The 18534-nt window shown below is 47.1% G+C and carries 21 protein-coding genes and 1 tRNA gene; 5 read left to right on the forward strand and 17 right to left on the reverse strand.

Annotated elements, in window-relative coordinates:
- Nucleotides 1–74 precede the first annotated feature (74 nt).
- Nucleotides 75–497, forward strand: coding sequence for a PPC domain-containing DNA-binding protein (locus tag EV209_RS10615; protein ID WP_130435443.1), 423 nt, complete (start codon nucleotides 75–77; stop codon nucleotides 495–497).
- On the opposite strand, the gene EV209_RS10620 is transcribed toward EV209_RS10615, so the two are convergent.
- The 4 genes from EV209_RS10620 to EV209_RS10635 all read right to left on the reverse strand — a co-directional run bounded on the left by EV209_RS10620 (nucleotide 486) and on the right by EV209_RS10635 (nucleotide 4104).
- Nucleotides 486–1088 carry a 4'-phosphopantetheinyl transferase family protein gene (locus EV209_RS10620; RefSeq protein ID WP_130435444.1) on the reverse strand — a complete coding sequence of 201 codons (603 nt, stop codon included), beginning with the start codon at nucleotides 1086–1088 and terminating at the stop codon, nucleotides 486–488. The genes EV209_RS10615 and EV209_RS10620 overlap by 12 nt on opposite strands.
- The gene (locus EV209_RS10625) at nucleotides 1085–1618 is read right to left on the reverse strand and encodes an inorganic diphosphatase (RefSeq protein ID WP_130435445.1); all 534 of its coding nucleotides are present in this window, start codon (nucleotides 1616–1618) and stop codon (nucleotides 1085–1087) included. Before EV209_RS10625 ends, EV209_RS10620 begins: the two co-directional genes overlap by 4 nt.
- A 95-nt stretch (nucleotides 1619–1713) precedes the next feature.
- A complete protein-coding gene (feoB, locus tag EV209_RS10630) occupies nucleotides 1714–3858 on the reverse strand; it encodes a ferrous iron transport protein B (RefSeq protein WP_130435446.1) in 2145 nt (714 codons plus the stop codon).
- A gap of 12 nt (nucleotides 3859–3870) precedes the next feature.
- Nucleotides 3871–4104: a FeoA family protein gene (locus EV209_RS10635; protein WP_130435447.1), complete on the reverse strand. Its 234-nt coding sequence runs from the start codon at nucleotides 4102–4104 to the stop codon at nucleotides 3871–3873.
- Nucleotides 4105–4213: 109 nt separating this feature from the next.
- Here EV209_RS10635 and EV209_RS10640 point away from each other — a divergent pair, with 109 nt between their 5' ends.
- Nucleotides 4214–4651: a metal-dependent transcriptional regulator gene (locus EV209_RS10640; RefSeq protein WP_130435448.1), complete on the forward strand. Its 438-nt coding sequence runs from the start codon at nucleotides 4214–4216 to the stop codon at nucleotides 4649–4651.
- A gap of 2 nt (nucleotides 4652–4653) precedes the next feature.
- On the opposite strand, the gene EV209_RS10645 is transcribed toward EV209_RS10640, so the two are convergent.
- The 9 genes from EV209_RS10645 to EV209_RS10685 form a co-directional block, all read right to left on the reverse strand.
- Complete coding sequence (locus EV209_RS10645; protein WP_130435449.1) at nucleotides 4654–5370, reverse strand: ABC transporter permease; 717 nt, start codon at nucleotides 5368–5370, stop codon at nucleotides 4654–4656.
- On the reverse strand, nucleotides 5367–6182 hold the full coding sequence (locus EV209_RS10650; RefSeq protein WP_130435450.1) for an ABC transporter ATP-binding protein: 816 nt from the start codon (nucleotides 6180–6182) through the stop codon (nucleotides 5367–5369). Before EV209_RS10650 ends, EV209_RS10645 begins: the two co-directional genes overlap by 4 nt.
- Before the next feature lies 1 nt (nucleotide 6183).
- Nucleotides 6184–6978, reverse strand: a complete 795-nt coding sequence (locus EV209_RS10655; RefSeq protein ID WP_330521117.1) for a MerR family transcriptional regulator — start codon at nucleotides 6976–6978, stop codon at nucleotides 6184–6186.
- 142 nt (nucleotides 6979–7120) lie between these two features.
- Nucleotides 7121–7768 (reverse strand): CatB-related O-acetyltransferase, encoded by a 648-nt coding sequence (locus EV209_RS10660; protein ID WP_130435451.1) that lies wholly within the window; start codon nucleotides 7766–7768, stop codon nucleotides 7121–7123.
- A gap of 79 nt (nucleotides 7769–7847) precedes the next feature.
- On the reverse strand, nucleotides 7848–8324 hold the full coding sequence (locus tag EV209_RS10665; protein WP_130435452.1) for a hypothetical protein: 477 nt from the start codon (nucleotides 8322–8324) through the stop codon (nucleotides 7848–7850).
- A gap of 252 nt (nucleotides 8325–8576) precedes the next feature.
- Nucleotides 8577–9365 carry an SAM-dependent methyltransferase gene (locus EV209_RS10670; RefSeq protein ID WP_130435453.1) on the reverse strand — a complete coding sequence of 263 codons (789 nt, stop codon included), beginning with the start codon at nucleotides 9363–9365 and terminating at the stop codon, nucleotides 8577–8579.
- A 4-nt stretch (nucleotides 9366–9369) separates the two neighbouring features.
- Nucleotides 9370–9576: a hypothetical protein gene (locus EV209_RS10675; RefSeq protein ID WP_130435454.1), complete on the reverse strand. Its 207-nt coding sequence runs from the start codon at nucleotides 9574–9576 to the stop codon at nucleotides 9370–9372.
- Between the two features lie 90 nt (nucleotides 9577–9666).
- Complete coding sequence (locus tag EV209_RS10680; RefSeq protein ID WP_130435455.1) at nucleotides 9667–10509, reverse strand: helix-turn-helix domain-containing protein; 843 nt, start codon at nucleotides 10507–10509, stop codon at nucleotides 9667–9669.
- Between the two features lie 8 nt (nucleotides 10510–10517).
- The gene (locus EV209_RS10685; protein WP_130435456.1) at nucleotides 10518–11093 is read right to left on the reverse strand and encodes a TetR/AcrR family transcriptional regulator; all 576 of its coding nucleotides are present in this window, start codon (nucleotides 11091–11093) and stop codon (nucleotides 10518–10520) included.
- Between the two features lie 165 nt (nucleotides 11094–11258).
- On the opposite strand from EV209_RS10685, the gene EV209_RS10690 reads away from it, so the two are divergent.
- The 3 genes from EV209_RS10690 to EV209_RS10700 are packed head-to-tail and all read left to right on the forward strand — an operon-like array spanning nucleotide 11259 to nucleotide 13966.
- Nucleotides 11259–12095 (forward strand): DUF2262 domain-containing protein, encoded by an 837-nt coding sequence (locus tag EV209_RS10690; protein ID WP_130435457.1) that lies wholly within the window; start codon nucleotides 11259–11261, stop codon nucleotides 12093–12095.
- A 27-nt stretch (nucleotides 12096–12122) separates the two neighbouring features.
- Nucleotides 12123–13166: a suppressor of fused domain protein gene (locus tag EV209_RS10695; RefSeq protein ID WP_130435458.1), complete on the forward strand. Its 1044-nt coding sequence runs from the start codon at nucleotides 12123–12125 to the stop codon at nucleotides 13164–13166.
- A 20-nt stretch (nucleotides 13167–13186) separates the two neighbouring features.
- Nucleotides 13187–13966 carry a hypothetical protein gene (locus EV209_RS10700; protein ID WP_130435459.1) on the forward strand — a complete coding sequence of 260 codons (780 nt, stop codon included), beginning with the start codon at nucleotides 13187–13189 and terminating at the stop codon, nucleotides 13964–13966.
- Nucleotides 13967–14038: 72 nt separating this feature from the next.
- Here the strand turns inward: EV209_RS10700 and EV209_RS10705 are convergent.
- From EV209_RS10705 to EV209_RS10720, 4 genes are all read right to left on the reverse strand, one after another.
- Nucleotides 14039–14112, reverse strand: a tRNA-Arg gene (locus tag EV209_RS10705).
- Nucleotides 14113–14196: 84 nt separating this feature from the next.
- Nucleotides 14197–15084, reverse strand: coding sequence for a DUF3881 family protein (locus tag EV209_RS10710; RefSeq protein WP_130435460.1), 888 nt, complete (start codon nucleotides 15082–15084; stop codon nucleotides 14197–14199).
- 82 nt (nucleotides 15085–15166) lie between these two features.
- Nucleotides 15167–17620, reverse strand: coding sequence for a transglutaminase-like domain-containing protein (locus tag EV209_RS10715; RefSeq protein WP_130435461.1), 2454 nt, complete (start codon nucleotides 17618–17620; stop codon nucleotides 15167–15169).
- Nucleotides 17605–18381 carry a copper homeostasis protein CutC gene (locus EV209_RS10720; RefSeq protein WP_130435462.1) on the reverse strand — a complete coding sequence of 259 codons (777 nt, stop codon included), beginning with the start codon at nucleotides 18379–18381 and terminating at the stop codon, nucleotides 17605–17607. The genes EV209_RS10715 and EV209_RS10720 overlap by 16 nt, the downstream gene beginning before the upstream one ends.
- Nucleotides 18382–18534: the final 153 nt, after the last annotated feature.

Raw genomic sequence — 18534 nt, forward strand, 5'->3', positions numbered from 1 at the left:
TTTTACGGAGCTTGACAACTTTATTCTGAAAATATACACTGATAATCAGAATAACATAAAGGATGTGAATAATCATGCAATACCGCAGATATGGTTCTGTTTACGCAGTGCGGCTGGATGCCGGTGATGAAATCCTGGAGTCCCTGGCCGCCCTGGCAGAAAAGGAAGGCCTGTCCCTGGCCGCAGTGAGCGGCCTGGGCGCGGCCGGAGAAGTGACGCTTGGCATTTTCCAACCAGGAGAAAAACAGTATTACAGCCAAACTTTCGCCGGCGCCTATGAAATCAGCTCTCTCACCGGCAACATTACCCGGATGGAGGGAAAGCCTTATCTCCACCTTCATATCACCATCGGCAATCCCGTCACAGGAGAATGCCACGCGGGGCATTTGAGCAGGGCGGTGATCAGCGCGACAGCCGAATTATTCATCACTGTTCTGGACGGAGAAGCAGGGCGTAAGTTCAGCAATGAGGTAGGGCTCAATCTTTTAGAATTCTGATACCGTCACTTCAGCCTTCCCGGCGCTGCAGAAGCACAGCGTGTAGCCTGGCGGAGCGGGAACCTGTATAAACCAGGCTCCCGCCGCCCGCCAGCTCAGGGTTTTTCCCGCCTTCTCTTCCAGCCGGAAACCGCCCTCAGGCAACACAGAGAATTTCCCAAAATCAGAATTGATCCCCTGTCCTGTATATTTCACATAGCTTTCTTTTGCTGCCCAAATCCGAAAAAAGCGGCGGTACACATCTTTTTCCAGAACATACTCTTTCTCCTCCGGGTGAAAAAAACGCGCCGCCATCCTCCCGTATCGGGAAGCAGCAGCGTCCGGTTCTTCTCCCTTCAGCCTGGTATGCTGCTGCAGATCTATTCCTACCGGACGATCCGCCAGCGCGCATACCCACCAGTCCCCGCTGTGAGAAACAGAAAATTCTTTGCCGGGCGCGTTAATAAAACGAGGTTTTCCTCCGGCTGGCCTGACCAGCCTCCGGTTCTCTCCTTTTTCCGCTGCCCCCCAGTACCGCGCTGCAGCAATCTCCAGCAGTTCCTCTGTTTTCTTTTTCTCCGTGGTACTATACCAGTAAATTCCTGTCTTCATTTGGAACCAAATACTTTTTTATAATTTTCAATGCAATGCTGAATCACCCGCACAGATTCCGCAGCGTCATAAAATTCATCCACCTCTGTCTGCTTACCCTCCAGCTCCTTATATACCTGAAAAAAATGCTTCATCTCTTCCAACAGGTGCGGGGGGAGTTCACGGATTTCCGTATACATCTGATAGGTGGGGTCGTTGTAAGGAATAGCAATGATTTTCTCATCCCCCATCCCGTTGTCAATCATTTTCATCACGCCGATCGGATAGCAGCGAACCAGCGTCATGGGTTCCAGAGGCTCAGAACAGAGCACCAGCACATCCAGCGGGTCCTTATCGTCGCCATAAGTCCTGGGGATAAAACCATAATTTGCCGGATAATGGGTGGAGGTATACAAAATCCTGTCCAGAATGATCAGCCCTGTTTCTTTATCTAATTCATACTTCTTCTTGCTACCCTTTGAAATCTCTATGACCGCGATGAAATCTGTGGGAAAAATCCTGTCTTCTCTTATATCGTGCCAAATGCTCATGCAAGCCTGCCTTTCTGGTTTTCCATATGTTTTCCACTTATTTTAACACAGACAGCAAGAGAATTCCACAATTTTATCCTTTTATTCACAGGCAGCTACACAAACAGCCGTCCCAATGCGGCAAACAAAATACAGACCACAATTCCGGCAGCCGTTGGAATCACCGCGGCCAGAGCAGTCCATTTCCAGCTTCCCGTCTCTTTCTTAATCGTCAGCAGTGTGGTGGAACAGGGCCAGTGCATCAGGGAAAACAGAACCGTGCACCCTGCGGTCACCCAGGTCCAGCCGTTTTGCAAAAACAGCTCCTTCATTTCCGTCAGACTGCCTAATTCCAGGATGCTGCCCTGAGCCATATATGCCATGATGATAATGGGAACCACAATTTCATTGGCTGGAAATCCCAAAATAAACGCTATGAGAATCACTCCGTCCAGCCCCATCAGCCTGGCAAAAGGGTCCAGAAAAGCGGCGCAGTGATTCAGAATGCTGACCCCGCTGATTGTAACGTTTGCAGCCAGCCAGATAATCAGCCCGGCGGGGGCGGCTACCGCCACCGCTCTGCCCAGCACAAACAGAGTCCTGTCAAATACAGACCGTATAACTACTTTCCCTATCTGAGGTTTACGGTACGGGGGAAGTTCCAGGGTAAAAGAAGACGGTACCCCCTTCAGCAACGTTTTCGACAACAGTTTTGTGGCAGCAAAGGTGGCCAGAATACCCGTCAGAATAACCGCTGTAAGCAGCAGCGCAGAAAACAGGGAAGAAAAGGCCCCTCCCCCAGCCACGGCAAAAAACATGGTAAGAATCGCGATCAGCATGGGAAAACGGCCGTTGCATGGTACAAAGCTGTTGGTCAGAATGGCCAGGAGCCGTTCCCTCGGAGAATCAATGATCCTGCAGCCCACAATTCCCGCAGCATTGCAGCCAAACCCCATGCACATGGTCAGCGCCTGTTTGCCGCAGGCGCAGCACCGCTTAAACGGTTTATCCAGATTGTAAGCGATTCTGGGCAGATAGCCTGCATCTTCCAGCAATGTGAACAGGGGAAAAAAGATTGCCATGGGGGGGAGCATAACGGATACCACCCAGGCCAGAACTCTGTATACCCCCAATACCAATGCCCCGTGAAGCCAGGCAGGGGCATGAAGCCAGATAAACAGGTCTGTCAGCCGGTCCTGAATCCAAAACAACCCTTCCGACAATAACTGGGAAGGATAATTTGCCCCCGCAATGGTGAGCCAGAAAACCGCGGCAAGAAGCAGCAGCATGGCCGGATAGCCGCCCCATCTGCTGGTAAGGACCCTGTCAATTTTCCTGTCCAGATCCTGATAAGATTTTTTTCTGTAAATTACTGTTTCCCTGCAGATTTCTTCCGATTGATTTACCAAAGCGGAGACCGTGAGGTCTTTATATTGATCGGGCCCGATTCCCAGCGCATTCAGCCTTTGCTTTTCCTGCTCTGCCGCCCGGAAAAGAGTTCCTCTTTCTGAAAATTCTTTTCCAAGAAAGTCTTTTATTTCTTTTTCAAGAGATGGGTCTTCATCCAGAAGACGCAGACTGAGCCATCTGCTGTCCAGCTTTCCCCCGGCGCATTCTTCTGCCGCCGGCTCCAGAATTTTTACCGATTTTTCTATCTCCTGGGGATACTGTACGGTAACGGCGCGCCTTCCCGGCTTCTGTTCCACCACTCTGTCCAGCGTCTTCATCAGCCCTTCCAGACCTTTTTTCCTCTGAGCGGAAGTCCCTACTACAGGAACCCCCAGTTTATCTGACAAAGCCTCCAGATTAATCTGCATTCCTTTCCTCCTGGCTTCATCCATCAAGTTGACGCAAACCACTACCCGGGGGGATATTTCCATTGCCTGCAGCACCAGATTCAGATTGCGTTCCAGACAGGTTGCGTCGCAGACTACCACAACGGCGTCCGGTTTTCCAAAGCAGATAAAGTTCCTGGCCACCTCTTCTTCCGCGGAATGAGCCATCAGGGAATAGGTTCCCGGGATATCCACCATGACATAAGAATGGCGTTCTGTTTTGCAAAAGCCCTGGGCATTGGCTACCGTTTTTCCCGGCCAGTTCCCGGTATGCTGGTTCATGCCGGTCAGCGCGTTAAAGACTGTGCTTTTCCCTACGTTAGGATTTCCCGCCAGCGCCACTACCCGGTCATTTTCACTTTGTTTTTTAACAGACAGTCCCATATCCACTGCTTTTATCCCGATTGAACTGTTTGTCAGCCCCATTTTCCTCTCCTTTTAATCCGTGATAAATATATTGGAACAATCCTCGGAGCGGATCGCAATTACAGCCCCGCGGATCAGATATGCGGAAGGATCGCCGCCGGGGCTGCGCCCCAAACATTCCACCTCAGTATTTTCAATCAGGCCAATATCCAGAAGCCTTCTTCGCATGCTTCCGGAAACCCCCAGTTCCTTGATTACCGCCCGCTGTCCGGGCAGAATATCGTTCAGAGAAGCCGGACGATTCATAAAAAAACCCCTTTCGAATAATTTTAGGATAAGGAAACTTTTATTACATCATATTCTATCCGCTCCTGTTTGGTTACCAATGTAAAGGAGGGGCGGTTCGGGAGGGCTTATGAGCGGTCAGCGGGAAGGATTTTACACAATGAAAGGCTATCAGATCAACGAAAACGCTGACCTGACAGCCTCTATGGAAGATTATTTGGAAATGATCTGCAGGATTCTTCAGGGAAATCCCAGTGCCAGAGTTCGAGTCCGCGATCTGGCGGACAACCTGCATGTCCGGCCTTCCTCTGTCACAAAAATGATACAGCACCTGACTGCTTCGGACTACCTGTCTACAGAAAAATACGGATATATCAGGCTGACGCAGAAAGGCCTGGAAACCGGCCGTTATCTCCTGTACCGCCATGAGGTGATCTGCCGGTTCCTTTGCCTTCTGAACAAATCTCAGGATGAACTGGAGCAGGCGGAAAAAATTGAGCATTTTCTCAATAGAGAAACGGTTCACAATCTGGATCTGCTGGCAGAAAAACTTTCCGGTGAAAATTAAATTTATCTGGACTGCATTTTTTTCAAAATAATACCGCAAACCGCGGCCGACGCCGCAAAAATCACAAACAGGGCTGAAAGATTCCAGAAGCGGGAACCTGTATCTGTCAGCAGCATGTATCCCCAGGACGCAGGAAACAATTTTCCCATATAAACCAGAAATCCGGGAAGCAGGTCAGCTGAAAACATAATTCCTGAAAGCATAATAGAAGGTAAAAATATCAACTGGGAAAGCATGGTCAATTTCGCCTGATGCTTCACCAGCAGCCCCAGAACACTGCCCACGCTGACCGATACCGCCAGAAAAACAGACAGAAAGGCAAAATACAGCGGCAGGTCAGCCGGAGGAACGGCGCCGTACATAAGCTGCGCAGCAGCAAAAATAATTCCGCTCATGATATAGAGATGCAAAAACGCCGATAAAACTGTGGACACCAGCCCGAAATATAATGGCACTCCGTTGGCTTTATACATTTTTTTAATAGGGCCCCCATAGATCTCCACCAGCGACGGCGGAAGGCCGATAAATGCTCCCATAGAAACGCCCATCACTGTCATAGACTGAATCAGCGTGTTTTTTGCCTCCGGCATCAGGGAAGTAAAAATCCCTCCCATAATGGCAAAAAACAAAAGCGGTACCGCGTAACAAGTAATCAGCAGGGTCTTGCTGCGTATGTCTAATTTAAACTGCAGCCCAATTCCATATATAAATGCTTTCATTTGCCGCCTCCATTTGTGATATCGATAAAATGCTGTTCCAGGTTGCCTCTGTCCACCCGGATATCCAGCACAGAAATATTATCTGCCCGGTACCGCCAAAGCAGATGCAGCAGCGTTTCCCCCACGTCCTCTGATTCGTAATTTTCTTCTCCTTTTTCCGTTATGATCCGGATGTTATACCGCTTACTGACTCTGGCGGTCAACTCGTCTACTGTCCCTTCAAAAATAATAATCCCTTCGCGCAGTACTGCGATACGGCTGCAAAGGCTTTCCACCTCCGCCATATCATGGCTGGCCAGAATGATGGTCTTTCCCTGCTCCTTTAATTTCCGTATCTGTCCGTGCAGAGAGATACGCCCCTCCACGTCAAGTCCTGCTGTCGGTTCATCAAGAAAGATGATATCCGGTCTTGTGATCAGCGCAAGGGCAAGATGCAAGCGCCTCTTCTGGCCTGTGGACAACCCGCAATAACTGGTTTTTGCCAGTTCCTCTATGCCCAGCGCAGTTATAACAGAGGAATCCACAGCTGTTTTGTTCCATTTCGCGAATAATTTTATGGCTTCCAGCGGCTTAATGTGTTCCGGCAAAGACGAAGACTGAAGCTGTATCCCCATTTTCCCGCTCACCGTTATTTTACCGCCGTCATATTTTAAAAGCCCTTCAATACATTCCAGAGCAGTTGTTTTTCCCGCTCCGTTCACGCCCAGCAAAGCAAAAATTTCTCCTTCCCTTACGCTGAAGTTCAGACCTTTGAGCACCTCATGGTTCCCATAACTTTTTTTTAGATTTTCAACTTGCACGGCATAGCGCATTTTATTCCTCCTGAAACGGGTCATACCCCTGTTTTGTAAAATATACATCTAAGGCTGGTTCAATATAGGCATTTACAGCAGCCTGTTTTTGTTTCCATCCATCCTTTGCACCTTCAAATTTGCCGATTTCCATCAGCTGAGGCAGCATGCTCATATCCCCGTCGGTAAATTCAACAATCATATTCCAAAATGCTTTTGCAAGCCTCTGTGCATCTTCACTTTCAGGAGAAACGTGATTGGCAGCCAACTCCAGAATCTGATCGCATACCTTATTAAATCCCCGGATAAAGACTTCTCCGCTCTCCTTGGTAAACCTTTTGCGAATATGATCCATCATCTTATTGTCAAAATGCTTGATCAGCCAGTAGTACTCATTTTTCATTTGCAAATTTACAATTATATCCGCATATTTTTTAAAATCAACCGACTGCATCTGAATCACCTCTGCCTTCAGCGCGTCAATTTCCTCCGCCGCCTCTGACAGCCTCTGTATTTTCTGCCGAAGGTCGGCAGCCTGTTTTGAAAGAACAGCAGCCACCTCATCAGGAGTGTCCAGAGAACTCAGATGATTTTTTATCTCGTTCAAAGAAAATCCCAGAGATTTCAGGGACAAAATCTGATGCAGCCTGACCATATCTTTATAGGTATAAAGCCTGCGGCCTCCCTTGCTCTGTGCGGAAGGGCACAACAGCCCTTTTCTGTCATAGAACTGTAAAGTGCGCACTGTGGTACCTGTTTTCTCCGCCACTTCTCCCACTGTCATATATTCTTCGCTATCCCCGATGCTACTTTTCACATTCAGTTCCTCCTGCCATTCTATTGTACTTCATTACGCTGCGTCATGAGCAAGCCTTTTCAGAATGTTTTGCTGTTAAATATTTGAAGCCAGGCAGTTCCTGAACCTGAACTGCCTGGCTTCGTCAACACTTTCTACATTATCATAGCCGCCTGTAAGCTTCCATTAGCGCCCTGATATCCCCGCTTTTTATGGCTGGCAGAAGCTCCTTGATCTGCCGGGCAGGGAGATCCCACCAGTGCAGAGACTCCAGCGCCCGAACCGTCTCCTCGTCAAACCGCTTCCGGATCGTCCTTGCAGGGACCCCGCCTACGATGGCGTAGGGTTCCACATCTCTTGTAACGACAGCTCGCGCGCCAATAACTGCCCCATTTCCGATATGGACCCCTGACAGAATCACCGCTTCATAGCCAATCCAAACATCGCTGCCAACGATAATATCCCCTTTATTGTCCCAGGCCTGGGCAACTTCTGAAACCGGCGTATCCCATTCCTCATAGAACAGCGGAAATGGATAGGTGGACAGGGAATCCAGCGTATGATTCGCGCTGGTAAAAATAAATTTTGCTCCACAGGCGATAGAACAAAACTTACCGATTTTCAGGCAATCCCCGTTTACAGGATAATGATACAGTACATTGTTTTTTTCAAAATCCATGGGGTCATTTACAAAATCATTGTACATGGTATATGCGCCTGCGGTTATACTGGGATCTTTTACCACACCATCCAGATACACCGTCTGTTTATCACCTGTACGTGGATATATCTTTTTTTCCGGAACAGACATTGTATTACCTCCTGACTATTTCTGTTTACGCTGTTCCGGCTGATACAATACAGCGTTTCACCTTTCTCACCTTCCCTTTTTATAAAGCAGAAGCCTCTGCTTCACGCAGCAATAATGTTTTCACAAAAGGGTTATTCTCTTCGCTCAGCAAAAACATAAAAGCACCGTTACGGCATTTCTGCATGCGCTGGCCTTTCAGAAGAAAGTCATATCCCATGGAGCACTTCGGATTGCAGGCAGACGGGTCCACCAGACGCTTGCATACAGGAGCCTCACAGACAGCCCGGGCCATATCTTCCGGCAGCGTGTCTAAAACCCCCATATAGGAAGCTATATGATTTGCATAAATCCTCACAAGCAATCCTTTTTTCCGGAACACATAGTTGGCGATTGACTTTTTATTCAGACTGTAGGTAACCAAGTAGCCGCTTCTGGCCAGCTTCACATCTGTTTTGCAGCCCCGCTTCATCAGCTCATCATGCATGTCTATGACAAATTCCTGGTTTTCTGCATCCACACTTCCTATAAAATCATGAAACGTAACCTTCTCACTCACTTTGCTGTTCCTTTACCTTTCCTGCATAGTATGCAATTCCATAGGCGAAAAGGCAAACGCCTATGATTCGTAATCCAATGAATATACCTTTGGCAAATCCCGCCTGAAAAGTGCCCTCTGCCAAATTTGTAATAAAAGTTGTCTGCTCCAATGCCTGGGGAATCGTCGGCAATATCAGTCCGCCAATAATATACCTGGCCCTTTTTATTTTTTCTCAATCCATCACGTTCCTTCCTATCTGTGTCCGCTTCTTTACCTCTTCGCGGACACCAACAGCATAGACAAAGGCAGTCCCTTACCCTCATACGCATCCGAAAGCCCTATATCATAATCATACTCGTTCAGCAGTTTTATTTCCATATCAGATTTCAAAATACCGTTGACAATTTCTGACATAGAATGTGCAAAGCTTGTAAATGTTTTAGATTCGTATTCCCCGGAAATATAGCCCATTCCACTTGTCTCCAGCCAGGGTTCCTCCGTAAAGTATTTGTGTTCCAGGACAACCGGAATATCGCTTCTGTAACCCTCCTCTCCCGGAAGGGGAAGCATATTCATTACCGGATGGATCTCATGCAGGATCATCATTCCCTTGTCTTTCAGACAGAGGGAAACAACTTTAAAAAGTGCTTCCAGATCCTGAAACCAGGTGATTGCGCCGATGGTAAACAGAACAATATCAAATGATTGATAGTGCTCAGGCCCGATCTCCAATATATTCTCCGCTATGAAGTCGCAGGAAAGTCCCAGCTCTCCGGAAGATCTGTTTCCCTGGGAAACTAAGTTCTCAGCAATATCGAATCCCGTTCCCTCCGCCCCATAATATTGGACAATTGATAATAATTCTCTGCCATTATTGCAGCAGAAATGCGCTATTTTTTTAGAAGCCAGTTGCGCTTGGTCCAGTACAGACTTAATCGTCGGATTGATATAGAAATCCGGCCTGCGGCGGATATTCTCCACAACGTCTTCTCCCCACCCGTCCCTCCTGTGGTCAAATGCTTCTTCCCACGCCTCTTTGTTTGCTTTCATATAATTCATGTATTCATTTCTCCATTTCAGATACAAACCGGACATTTTTTATAATCACATCCGATTTCCACCTGTTTTTGCTGATATGCCATTCCTCGGGATACATACCCCAGTTCCATGTTATATTCCATGTGCCGTCAGGGTTTTGCGTGTTTCTGATAAACTCCGCTTCCTTCTGGCTGATCTTTTTATTTTTACTTAAACTTTTTCGATAATTCAAAAAACATTGCTTCTCCTCCATATATCTCTGTTCCTTTGAAATTTAATATTATCATGACAGAGTGTTTATGTCTTGAAAAAAAGCGCCATTTTACAGGTTTAACAGTGCGATTTCCTTCGCCTGCCGGGGAGTTACGCCATGAAAACGTTTAAACTCATTTAACAGATGGGACTGGTCCGCAAAGCCGTAACGGTAAACCGTATCCTGTATATTCAATACGTCCTGCCTGACCACGTCGCACCACACATTCTGGTAACGTACCAGGTCTGCCGTACGCTTGATAGAAAGGCCGATGTCCTGCATAAAAAGCCGTTCCATCTGCCTCTGGCTGATGCTGGCATATCCGCATACCTCTTTGACTGATATGCTCCCGGAATTTTTTAATATCCGGTCGACGGCGTTGTATACGTTAAAATTGCACTGTCTTTTCACGGTTGCCTGCAGAAGCCTGTTCAGCAAAAACCTTTCCAGCCAGGCAATGCGTCCACTTGTTTCTGTTATATCTAAAAAAGCTTTAAACTCTCCCGCAGCTTCTTTGTCCACCAGTTCAAGATTAAGAACCTGGTTGTACAGTTCGCTCATTTTCACATTCAGGAACAAACGTACCGCCCAAAAATAAAAACGAACCGCAAAAGTAGTTTCCCTATCGCCAGACGGCTTTTGCACTGATACTGCGGGGGAATCTGCAACCCCGCAGATACGGCTGCTCACTGTTTGTCTGGTATAATTTATATGAATGATAATATCCGCGCAGGTATCCGGTATCACCAGCACCTTCCTCTCCCCCGCACCTTCCTTTACCTCTCCCGCCTCCCAAAAACAAGCTATGTAGGGAGCAAGGCAGCCACTGGGGGCGTATTCAGAGTAAGCGTATCCGCGAAGAAACGGCCGGGAAGTCAGCGGCCTGTATTGTTTATGGAAATCTGGGGTCATAAAACCTGTCACTCCTGACTTTCTTCTAATGTTTTCATTCCTGCTGTTAACACCTTCAGTGACAATTCAAAGCTTTCCTCCACAGACGACGGATCCCCAAATGCCTGGTGGTTGACCAACAGGGAAAATCCTTCTAAAAACGCCCGAAAAGTTCGGATTAAATGACCGCAGTTTTCCTCTGAAATATTCAGCGAAGACGCAATTTTAAAGCATACAGAAAATAATCTTTCAGTCGCCTTCAGCGCTTCCTCGCCCTGATATTTATTATACCATAGCATCGCGCTGAAGACGCCTGGATTACAGGTGGCATACCTATAGAACGCCCTGCATACCGCTTCCCAGGCAGCATATCCGCTGACGCCCACCGCTGCCTCAATCATTTTCTCTTCCATATGCCGCCAGCCGTACAGCATTAATTCATTTTGCAGATCATCCAGCCCTTTGATGTGATTATACAGGGAAGGGGGCTGGACCTTTAGCCTGTCCGCCAGCAGTTTCAGCGATATATTTTCGAATCCCAGCTCATTCGCCAGCTGTGCAGCTTTTTCTATCACAATGTTTTTATCAAGCCCTGCCCGCGCCATTTTATTCCTCCAAAGCTTTTCTTGTTCTTATTTTAACTAATTTAAATAGTTTTGTCAACTGGAGGATATTGGATTTTATCAAGTATTCAGTCCGGTTTTGTTTTTCATTTTTGTATTGTACTTATTATTTAAAATAGAGTATACTGAAAAACAAGGAGAGTATCTATGTTTAAAAAATTCTATGAAAAATACGCCCCGGAGGAACAAGAAGTAATTGTTCTGGTACGGAACTGCCTGGGCGCCGGATATAACAGCGGTTTCTGGGAGATGACGGCGATTTCACTGGGGATGGTATTCTGTGATACAGGAAAAGTCAAAATCCAGGAAGGACGGCTGAAGTGGCCCGTTACAGAAAAAGAAAAAAATAAAGGAAAAGCCTGGAAGAAGTTTAAGAAAGGGCAGATTTGCCGGATTAAGGTAAGAAAGCTCCTGGACGATCAGGCGCCGGCGCATATGGATCCAGAAAAGTTTAACTGCTGGTGTGTTACCAAGATATTGAAATCAAAAGCGTCCTGCCCGCAGCTGGAAGCAGTTCTGGAAGAGTACAGCAGGCCTGTGGTCATTGAAGACAAGATATTGGGAACGCTGACCCTCAACCGGGAGCTTAATATATTTGAAACTTCTCTCTGGTGGAACAAAGAAGAGATTTCGCTCATGCTGGAGATTGATTCGGAAAAAAGGTCCTCCTGGGACGCTGTCTTCACTGCAGCGAAAGCAATGGTCATGGGCCAAGAATCCTGGGAAACCGCCATGCGTGCCTTTGCCGCGCGTGAACTGACTGAACTGGCCAATGACTGGCTGGAAGATGATGATGAAAACCAGGAATCCGCAGGCATTACAGAGGAATCCTTTTCAAAACGCATAACCCTGTCGGAACTTTCCATTGGTTCCGGCGGCAGTTTTACCGCCTACTATAACGATGATGATATGTTCTGGGGACATGCAGTTCAGGTCTGCGGTTCCCTGGAGGAAGGTCCCACTACAGCAGATATTGTGGGGTAAACACACACAGATAAAAGGAGAGATCCCATGAATGATGAAATTGAACTGGGACAGGCAGGTTTTGACGCCATTTCTGAAAAAATGAAACAATTATATCCCAGCCAGGATGGGACTTATTACGGCACCATCATTCCCTATTCCCTGGGCGGCGGCGATCCGCTGGACGGCGTAGAGGTCTGGGAAAGCGAGCGCGGCGTCCCACATTGGCATTACATTACCTATGGCTTTTCTGAACTCTATGAAAAAGAAAATGATACCCCTGATGTAAGCGGTTACGGCTTCGAATTGACTTTCCGCCTGAAACGCAGCGGAGAAGAACAGCCCCCTTCCTGGCCCGTCAGCCTTCTGCAAAATCTGGGACGCTATATATTTTCCAGCGGAAATGTTTTTTCCTCAGGACATTACATTGACTGCAATGGTCCTATTGCTTTAGAGACTGATACCTTACTCACTGCTTTAGCCTTCCGGGTGGACCCGGAACTGGGAGAAATGGATACTCCCAACGGCCGCATGGCCTTTTTACAGGCAATTGGAATCACTGGCAATGAAATGGAAGCTATGATGTGCTGGAATGGTGAAAAATTTCTGGCGGCTCTGGAAGAGCAAATTCCTCTGTGTATCACTGATCTTGCCCGCGGGTCTCAAATGGAAGTATCTGCTTTCCGGGACATATGCCAAAATGGCATGGAGCAGGATGGCTCCTCAACGGGATTCCTATATCTGGATGAAGTAGGCGTAAGCCTGAAAGATAACCATGCCCGGATTCGGCTGGGCGCAGGCCATGACCGGATACTGAAAAATATGCTCCGGGCCAGAGTGGGCAAAGGGAAGGCATTGTGTCTTCAAGGTAAAAATACTTTAATACAGTTCCAATCCGGAAAACAGGCTCTCGTCACTCTGGAGGATGAATGTTTGGCTCTGACTCTTCCGGAACAGGCTCTTACAGAATTGTGCGCCGCTCTCCAGCCTCATGCCGGCGTCTATCCTCTGGCATCCTTTCCGCTGACTGTAGAGTTAGTCCCTACCAGGATCACGGACCAAAAAGGAAACGTTCTGAAGGTAATTGAATAAAAAGCAAGGAGTACAACTGAATGGAAATAAATTTTATAAATCCCGGTGTGGAATATATGATTCAATCTATTATGGAATTCCAGACGGAGGAAATGTCTGCGTTCTGGTCGGAACCACTCTATCATTTCTATCCAAGGCTAGACAGGGATTTTTCTATGAATCTGCCTTTTCCTGAAAGATCTGCTTACCTGGAACGAATATTGCGTGATGAATATTTCGAACTGGAAAATATAATCAATCAAAAAGTTGCTCTGTATTCCAGTCACTGGACAAACTGTAAAGGGCAGATTGAGGCTGCACTTTCGGATGCTTTTGAAATTGATTGTACAAAACTGTTTAATGATCTGCAGTGTAATATCTGCATGAACCCCATAAGCCCTCGTTTTCTGAAGAAACGGTGTTTTGAGGTGTTTTATTTGAACAGTGAAAAAGGCGCCATCGGTACCGCAATACATGAAATCATTCATTTTGTTTGGTTTTATATATGGAATAGCCTGTTCCATGACACCTGCAAGGAATATGAAAAACCGTCGCTTAAATGGATTCTGAGCGAGATGGTTGTCGAGTCTGTTATGAGTGATAAACGCCTTAGTTCCATCAATCCTTATTATCCCAGAGAAAACGGCGGCTGTATCTATCCGTATTTCTTCGATATGACAGTGGACGGCAAGCTGATCCTCGACACGCTGGACGCGATGTACAAGAGCCAGAATATCAAAGATTTTATGCGAAACAGCTATGCCTATTGTCAGAAATATGAATTGGAAATCCGAAAACACATACAACAATCGGAGAAGTAAAAAATAATGCCAGGTTAAACGAAAAAACTGCCGTAAACTCTGGAAATCCAGAATTTTCAGCAGTTTTTATAACGTCGCTAAGAGGATTTGAACCTCCGGCCTACCGCTTAGGAGGCGGTCGCTCTATCCAGCTGAGCTATAGCGACTCATAACTGTATGCACTTCCGCTCCCGTCAGAATACAGGATGCTGTACAAACAACCTATATTCTAACGGAAAACTGCGGAAAAGTCAACTATTAACTTGAAATTCTGCGCTGCCCTGCAGCCAGATATTTCCTTTAAACCGGAATCCAGGGGCAGGCATGCCCAGCAGGTCCTCCCTGTTAATCAAAACCTGTATGGAAATATCGTTGCACAGCAGCGACATGCGCACCAGTTCTTCTCCGGTGATCTTATTTTTCACGGTCTCGCAGCCCTGAATATCTCCCATTACAGAGTACTGATCGCATTCCACCCCATTGGGAATAAAAAAAGAATCAACAATAGAATAAAGATCTTCTTTTTCCAGACGGCGGCTTACTTTGGCATAGGTATTCATTTCTTCAATCGTAAGATCTTCCAGGGCTTCTTCATTTCCCTGCTTTGCCTCTTCAATCAGTTTTTCCCTGCGTCTTGACAGGACTTTCGCCTGCTTCAGTTCCATGGTAGATTTCCTGACAGGCAAAATTATTTTCCCTTCGCTGGCCAGCCCGGCCAGCCTGGTGGATAAAACTTTTGGTTCTTTCCCGGTCCTGGAAAACAATTCCTTCATCTGAAACACATTGGTGAGAAAATAGATCAGCGTCATTCCAACCCTGTAATCTTCATACATACCTGCAAAAGAATCTCTGCTGCCCTGTTTCTGAATCACAGTTTCGCTCACGCTGCTGATTTCATCCCCAACCATATAGGGATAATAGTATTCCATCTGAAACTGCCCGTTTTCATCCATCTCACCATACAGCGCCAGTCCGATTCCTTCTGCAACTTCCCTTGTCAGCACTGCCATCGTGCTGTCCATGTCTGTCTGGACCAGATGCATCGTATCAGGCTTCTCCATAGCCAGCTGCAGGAGCTGGCGGATCTGCCTCTTATTCTGATAGGAACGAAATCCAATAGTTTTTAAATAGCTGTGCATTCCGCTGCTCCTTTCAACGCTTTTCGCTTATTATAATTCAGCTCCGTAGCTTTTGCAAGTCCTGATTCCACATTTACCAAAACTAACCTCTCAGTATATTGAGCAGAGCTGACGCTGTCCCAATCTGATAATTGGCAAAGGCAAATCTCCCCATCCCCTCCTCATCCACAGCCAAAACAAAGGGAAGCCGTCTGTCGCCTACCCCCATTCTGAGCCGCAGCCGGGCGGCAGGAGGATAGTCATTTTTGTCCTTCCGTTCTGCATGCCAGAGCTCTTTCAAAATCCGCAGCAGAGTTTCCTGTTTATGATCTGCCCCTTCTTCCAGCAGAATATGAGTCTCAATTTGATTCTCCTTTAATTCCTCCTGAATCTGAAGCAATTCCTGAAGCAAATGCTCTGTAGGCTCTTTTCCCGGATCAGCAAATACTACAATCCGTTTTTTTCCGGGAGACGTTACAGCCTCTTTTTTTCTTTTCTCCATCGTTTTGTCTTTTGCCAGGCTTAAAAATATTTCTGTATCATTTTGAACTTTCGTATCCCGCATCTGGCAGCTGACCTCTCCGTCGATCTGCCTCCTGGATGTAAGTATCCGGCAAAATCCCGCCCTGACCCGTACAACACAGTCTTTTCCCTCTTCTGTCTCAACTTTTTCCTGTGCCCGGAAACTGCCTTCTTCCCATATGGACACAGCAGCCTGTGTGCCGTATTCTATCAATTCCCTGCTTTTTAAAATCACTTTACATATACGCTGCTTCCGGTCAGCAGGTATCCACTCACCATTTTCCCAAATTTCAGCCATACCCAGGTTTTCCGAATATCTGACCGCTATTCCCAGACTGCGGCAGCAGTTGATTAAAAGTACCTGGACATCGCTTCTTACTGCGGTCTTTTGTTTCAGCATTTCTAAAGGATTCCCGGTCCAGCCTTCAAATCCGCCTGCATCTAAAATCCGCAGATTCCCCTCAAGATATTCCTGAACCTGGCGGAAATCAGAAAATTCAATCCCTGTTTTGCGCAGCTCCTCTGACAGTTGTTTTCTCACCGGCCACAAAAATTCCCTGCTGACTCTGGGATTCAGTACCCCGTCAGCCCAGACTTCAGCCGGATACCTGTCCCGGTAAGGAAGAGCTGATTCCAGTAATTCTTTCAAACCGTCCGCGGTACAATCGGACAGATCCTTTTCATTCAAAATTGAAAGGAGAAGATGTTTTTCTTCTTCCTGAAATTCCTTAAATTCCTGAAATTTAAGGATTTCCTCCCAGTTTCCTCTGGCTTTGTTTCCAACAGTTTTGCAAATCCTCCAGTTTTCCCGTCTCTCCGCTCTCTGACGGTCCAGCTGCAAAAGCCTGTATTGAAAATCCCCTGCAGGTTCTTCTTCATAAAAGATCTTTTCCTCTGGCGGCCTTAATGAAAAATGTACGTTATTTTCTTCATGCTCAGGGCAATACCCCTCTTCCAGCTCTAAATGAATTTCAACCCCGCCCTGAGCTGCATTTTGAAGAGAGACCTTTTTTCCGCACAGTTTTCTCCCATCCCAGGCTTCTGCATATAATTCCCCTAACCCAAATTTACAGGATATCATACCGGAATCATCCGTCGTCCCCTGGTAAATTACAGAAAGCCTGCTGTAGTTTACCACAAAGAATTTAACCTGAACGCCGCTTTTTCCCCTGCCCCTGTCTGTCACTTTCACTCTTAACATCCCGGTGCTTCCATAGCGCCCCGTCACATTGATCCAGGAAAAAAGTTTTCCTGCCGGCTTTGCCTCTTCTTCCTCTTCCGTTTGATTTGGAAGAAGTGACCAGCTCCTGGTTCTGATCATCATGGCGCGGGAAGCCGCGGATGTAAACCATCCCCTGTCTAAGTCCGGCTCAGGCTCACAGGCCCCCATATAGTGCCAGCCATCTCCTGTCCAGACTTCCGCCCAGGCATGGTTGCCGTCGCAATGGGCCCACTTTACAGCATAGCACTGCCTTGCAGGTATCCCGACGCTGCGCAGAGCCGCAGTCACAAGGGTGGATTCTTCGCCGCACCGTCCAGCCCCTCTTTTCAAAATCCCTTCAACCCCCAGAGTTCTGTTATCCGTCGGCTCATAAGACACCCGGCTGCAGCACCATTCATTGACCGCCAGGGCAGCTTCCCTGGCCGGCTTGCCCTTTACCAGGGGAAATAATTCCTGATACAGTATCTTTCTGGACAAGTCCGGAGTTTCATCATTAATTCTGTACATCAAAACATATCTAAGCCACATGATCTCAGGAATCTGTTGCGTGAATAAAAGATTTTCCGCAGCCTTCAGAGCCTGGCGCACCTGCAGGAAAAACCATTCCGGCGAGAAACTCAGCAAATCCTGTACAGGAGCGCAGGAATAAAGAAATTTCATGCACAGCTCCTCTTCTCTGCAAAGGTAATTTCTTTCCAGAAAATTTTGTACCTCCTCTTTTTTACTGTCCCATCCGGACAGCCGCCGGGAATAAAGCTCTTGGATCTGACCGTAAATCTTTTCTGAAAATTTAAGGCTTAATTTTTCTGCCATTGTTCTAAAATCTCCCTTACTTTTCTTACTTCCTTTTCAGATGTTTCCCAGCGTTCAAATTCACTGATACCCGGCATTCCCATAGATACTCTGTAATTCCTGTATTGCATGGGGCTGTCTGCCACCTTTTTTCCCGACATGTGAAACAATACTGGCCTGTCCAAATTTTCCGGATTATTGAAAAAGGCCGGAAGCATCCGCGTTACAGTCTCAGAGCAAATTCCTCCGCCTGCCATAATTTCCACTTTCCTGCTCATGCTACGAAGCCTGTTGATGAGATTTATTCCCTCTTCCGCCGATCCCTCCTGCCCGGAAGTGAGAATCGTATCCACCTCCAACGACTCCGCCTGATACAGCGCACGCTCCGGGTTCCGGCAGACATCAAACGCTCTGTGCAGCGTAACTCCACAGTGTGCTGCTGCTCCAATCAGCCGTTTCATCCCAGCCTGATCCAGTTCACCATCCGGCAGCAGGCATCCGATAACAATTCCATCCGCCCCTGTTTTTGAAAAATGCCGGACATCTTCCTCCATCTGCTCTATCTCCGCAGATGTATAACAAAAATCCCCAAATCTGGGGCGAATCAACACTCTCACCGGCAAATTGGTTTTTTCCTTTATCTGCTCAAACAGCCGGCTGCCGGGGGTAGTTCCTCCGATCACAAGATTAGCGCAAAGCTCCAGACGGTCTGCACCCCCAGCTTCGGCAGCCAGCGCAGATTCCAGGCTGTCCACACATACTTCCAGAAAAAATGGTTTCATCCACAATCTCCTCTTTTTATTGGCAATTTAACAGCCGCAATTTGATCCTTTTTCATCCCCCGGAGGGCTTTGTTTTATAAAGACCGCAGTTTCTATAAATGAGTAAAAAGAAGCGCCCCGCAGGCGATTGCTTCACCTGCGGAACGCCGCTTA

This window comes from Cuneatibacter caecimuris (assembly GCF_004216775.1).
Classification (GTDB): domain Bacteria; phylum Bacillota; class Clostridia; order Lachnospirales; family Lachnospiraceae; genus Cuneatibacter; species Cuneatibacter caecimuris.

Excerpts from the sequence above, each read along its gene's own strand:
- EV209_RS10615 (WP_130435443.1), top strand. The coding sequence starts at position 75 with ATGCAATACCGCAGATATGGTTCTGTTTACGCAGTGCGGCTGGATGCC.
- EV209_RS10620 (WP_130435444.1), bottom strand. The coding sequence starts at position 1,088 with ATGAAGACAGGAATTTACTGGTATAGTACCACGGAGAAAAAGAAAACA.
- EV209_RS10625 (WP_130435445.1), bottom strand. The coding sequence starts at position 1,618 with ATGAGCATTTGGCACGATATAAGAGAAGACAGGATTTTTCCCACAGAT.
- feoB (WP_130435446.1), bottom strand. The coding sequence starts at position 3,858 with ATGGGGCTGACAAACAGTTCAATCGGGATAAAAGCAGTGGATATGGGA.
- EV209_RS10635 (WP_130435447.1), bottom strand. The coding sequence starts at position 4,104 with ATGAATCGTCCGGCTTCTCTGAACGATATTCTGCCCGGACAGCGGGCG.
- EV209_RS10640 (WP_130435448.1), top strand. The coding sequence starts at position 4,214 with ATGAGCGGTCAGCGGGAAGGATTTTACACAATGAAAGGCTATCAGATC.
- EV209_RS10645 (WP_130435449.1), bottom strand. The coding sequence starts at position 5,370 with ATGAAAGCATTTATATATGGAATTGGGCTGCAGTTTAAATTAGACATA.
- EV209_RS10650 (WP_130435450.1), bottom strand. The coding sequence starts at position 6,182 with ATGCGCTATGCCGTGCAAGTTGAAAATCTAAAAAAAAGTTATGGGAAC.
- EV209_RS10660 (WP_130435451.1), bottom strand. The coding sequence starts at position 7,768 with ATGTCTGTTCCGGAAAAAAAGATATATCCACGTACAGGTGATAAACAG.
- EV209_RS10670 (WP_130435453.1), bottom strand. The coding sequence starts at position 9,365 with ATGAATTATATGAAAGCAAACAAAGAGGCGTGGGAAGAAGCATTTGAC.
- EV209_RS10680 (WP_130435455.1), bottom strand. The coding sequence starts at position 10,509 with ATGACCCCAGATTTCCATAAACAATACAGGCCGCTGACTTCCCGGCCG.
- EV209_RS10685 (WP_130435456.1), bottom strand. The coding sequence starts at position 11,093 with ATGGCGCGGGCAGGGCTTGATAAAAACATTGTGATAGAAAAAGCTGCA.
- EV209_RS10690 (WP_130435457.1), top strand. The coding sequence starts at position 11,259 with ATGTTTAAAAAATTCTATGAAAAATACGCCCCGGAGGAACAAGAAGTA.
- EV209_RS10695 (WP_130435458.1), top strand. The coding sequence starts at position 12,123 with ATGAATGATGAAATTGAACTGGGACAGGCAGGTTTTGACGCCATTTCT.
- EV209_RS10700 (WP_130435459.1), top strand. The coding sequence starts at position 13,187 with ATGGAAATAAATTTTATAAATCCCGGTGTGGAATATATGATTCAATCT.
- EV209_RS10710 (WP_130435460.1), bottom strand. The coding sequence starts at position 15,084 with ATGCACAGCTATTTAAAAACTATTGGATTTCGTTCCTATCAGAATAAG.
- EV209_RS10715 (WP_130435461.1), bottom strand. The coding sequence starts at position 17,620 with ATGGCAGAAAAATTAAGCCTTAAATTTTCAGAAAAGATTTACGGTCAG.
- EV209_RS10720 (WP_130435462.1), bottom strand. The coding sequence starts at position 18,381 with ATGAAACCATTTTTTCTGGAAGTATGTGTGGACAGCCTGGAATCTGCG.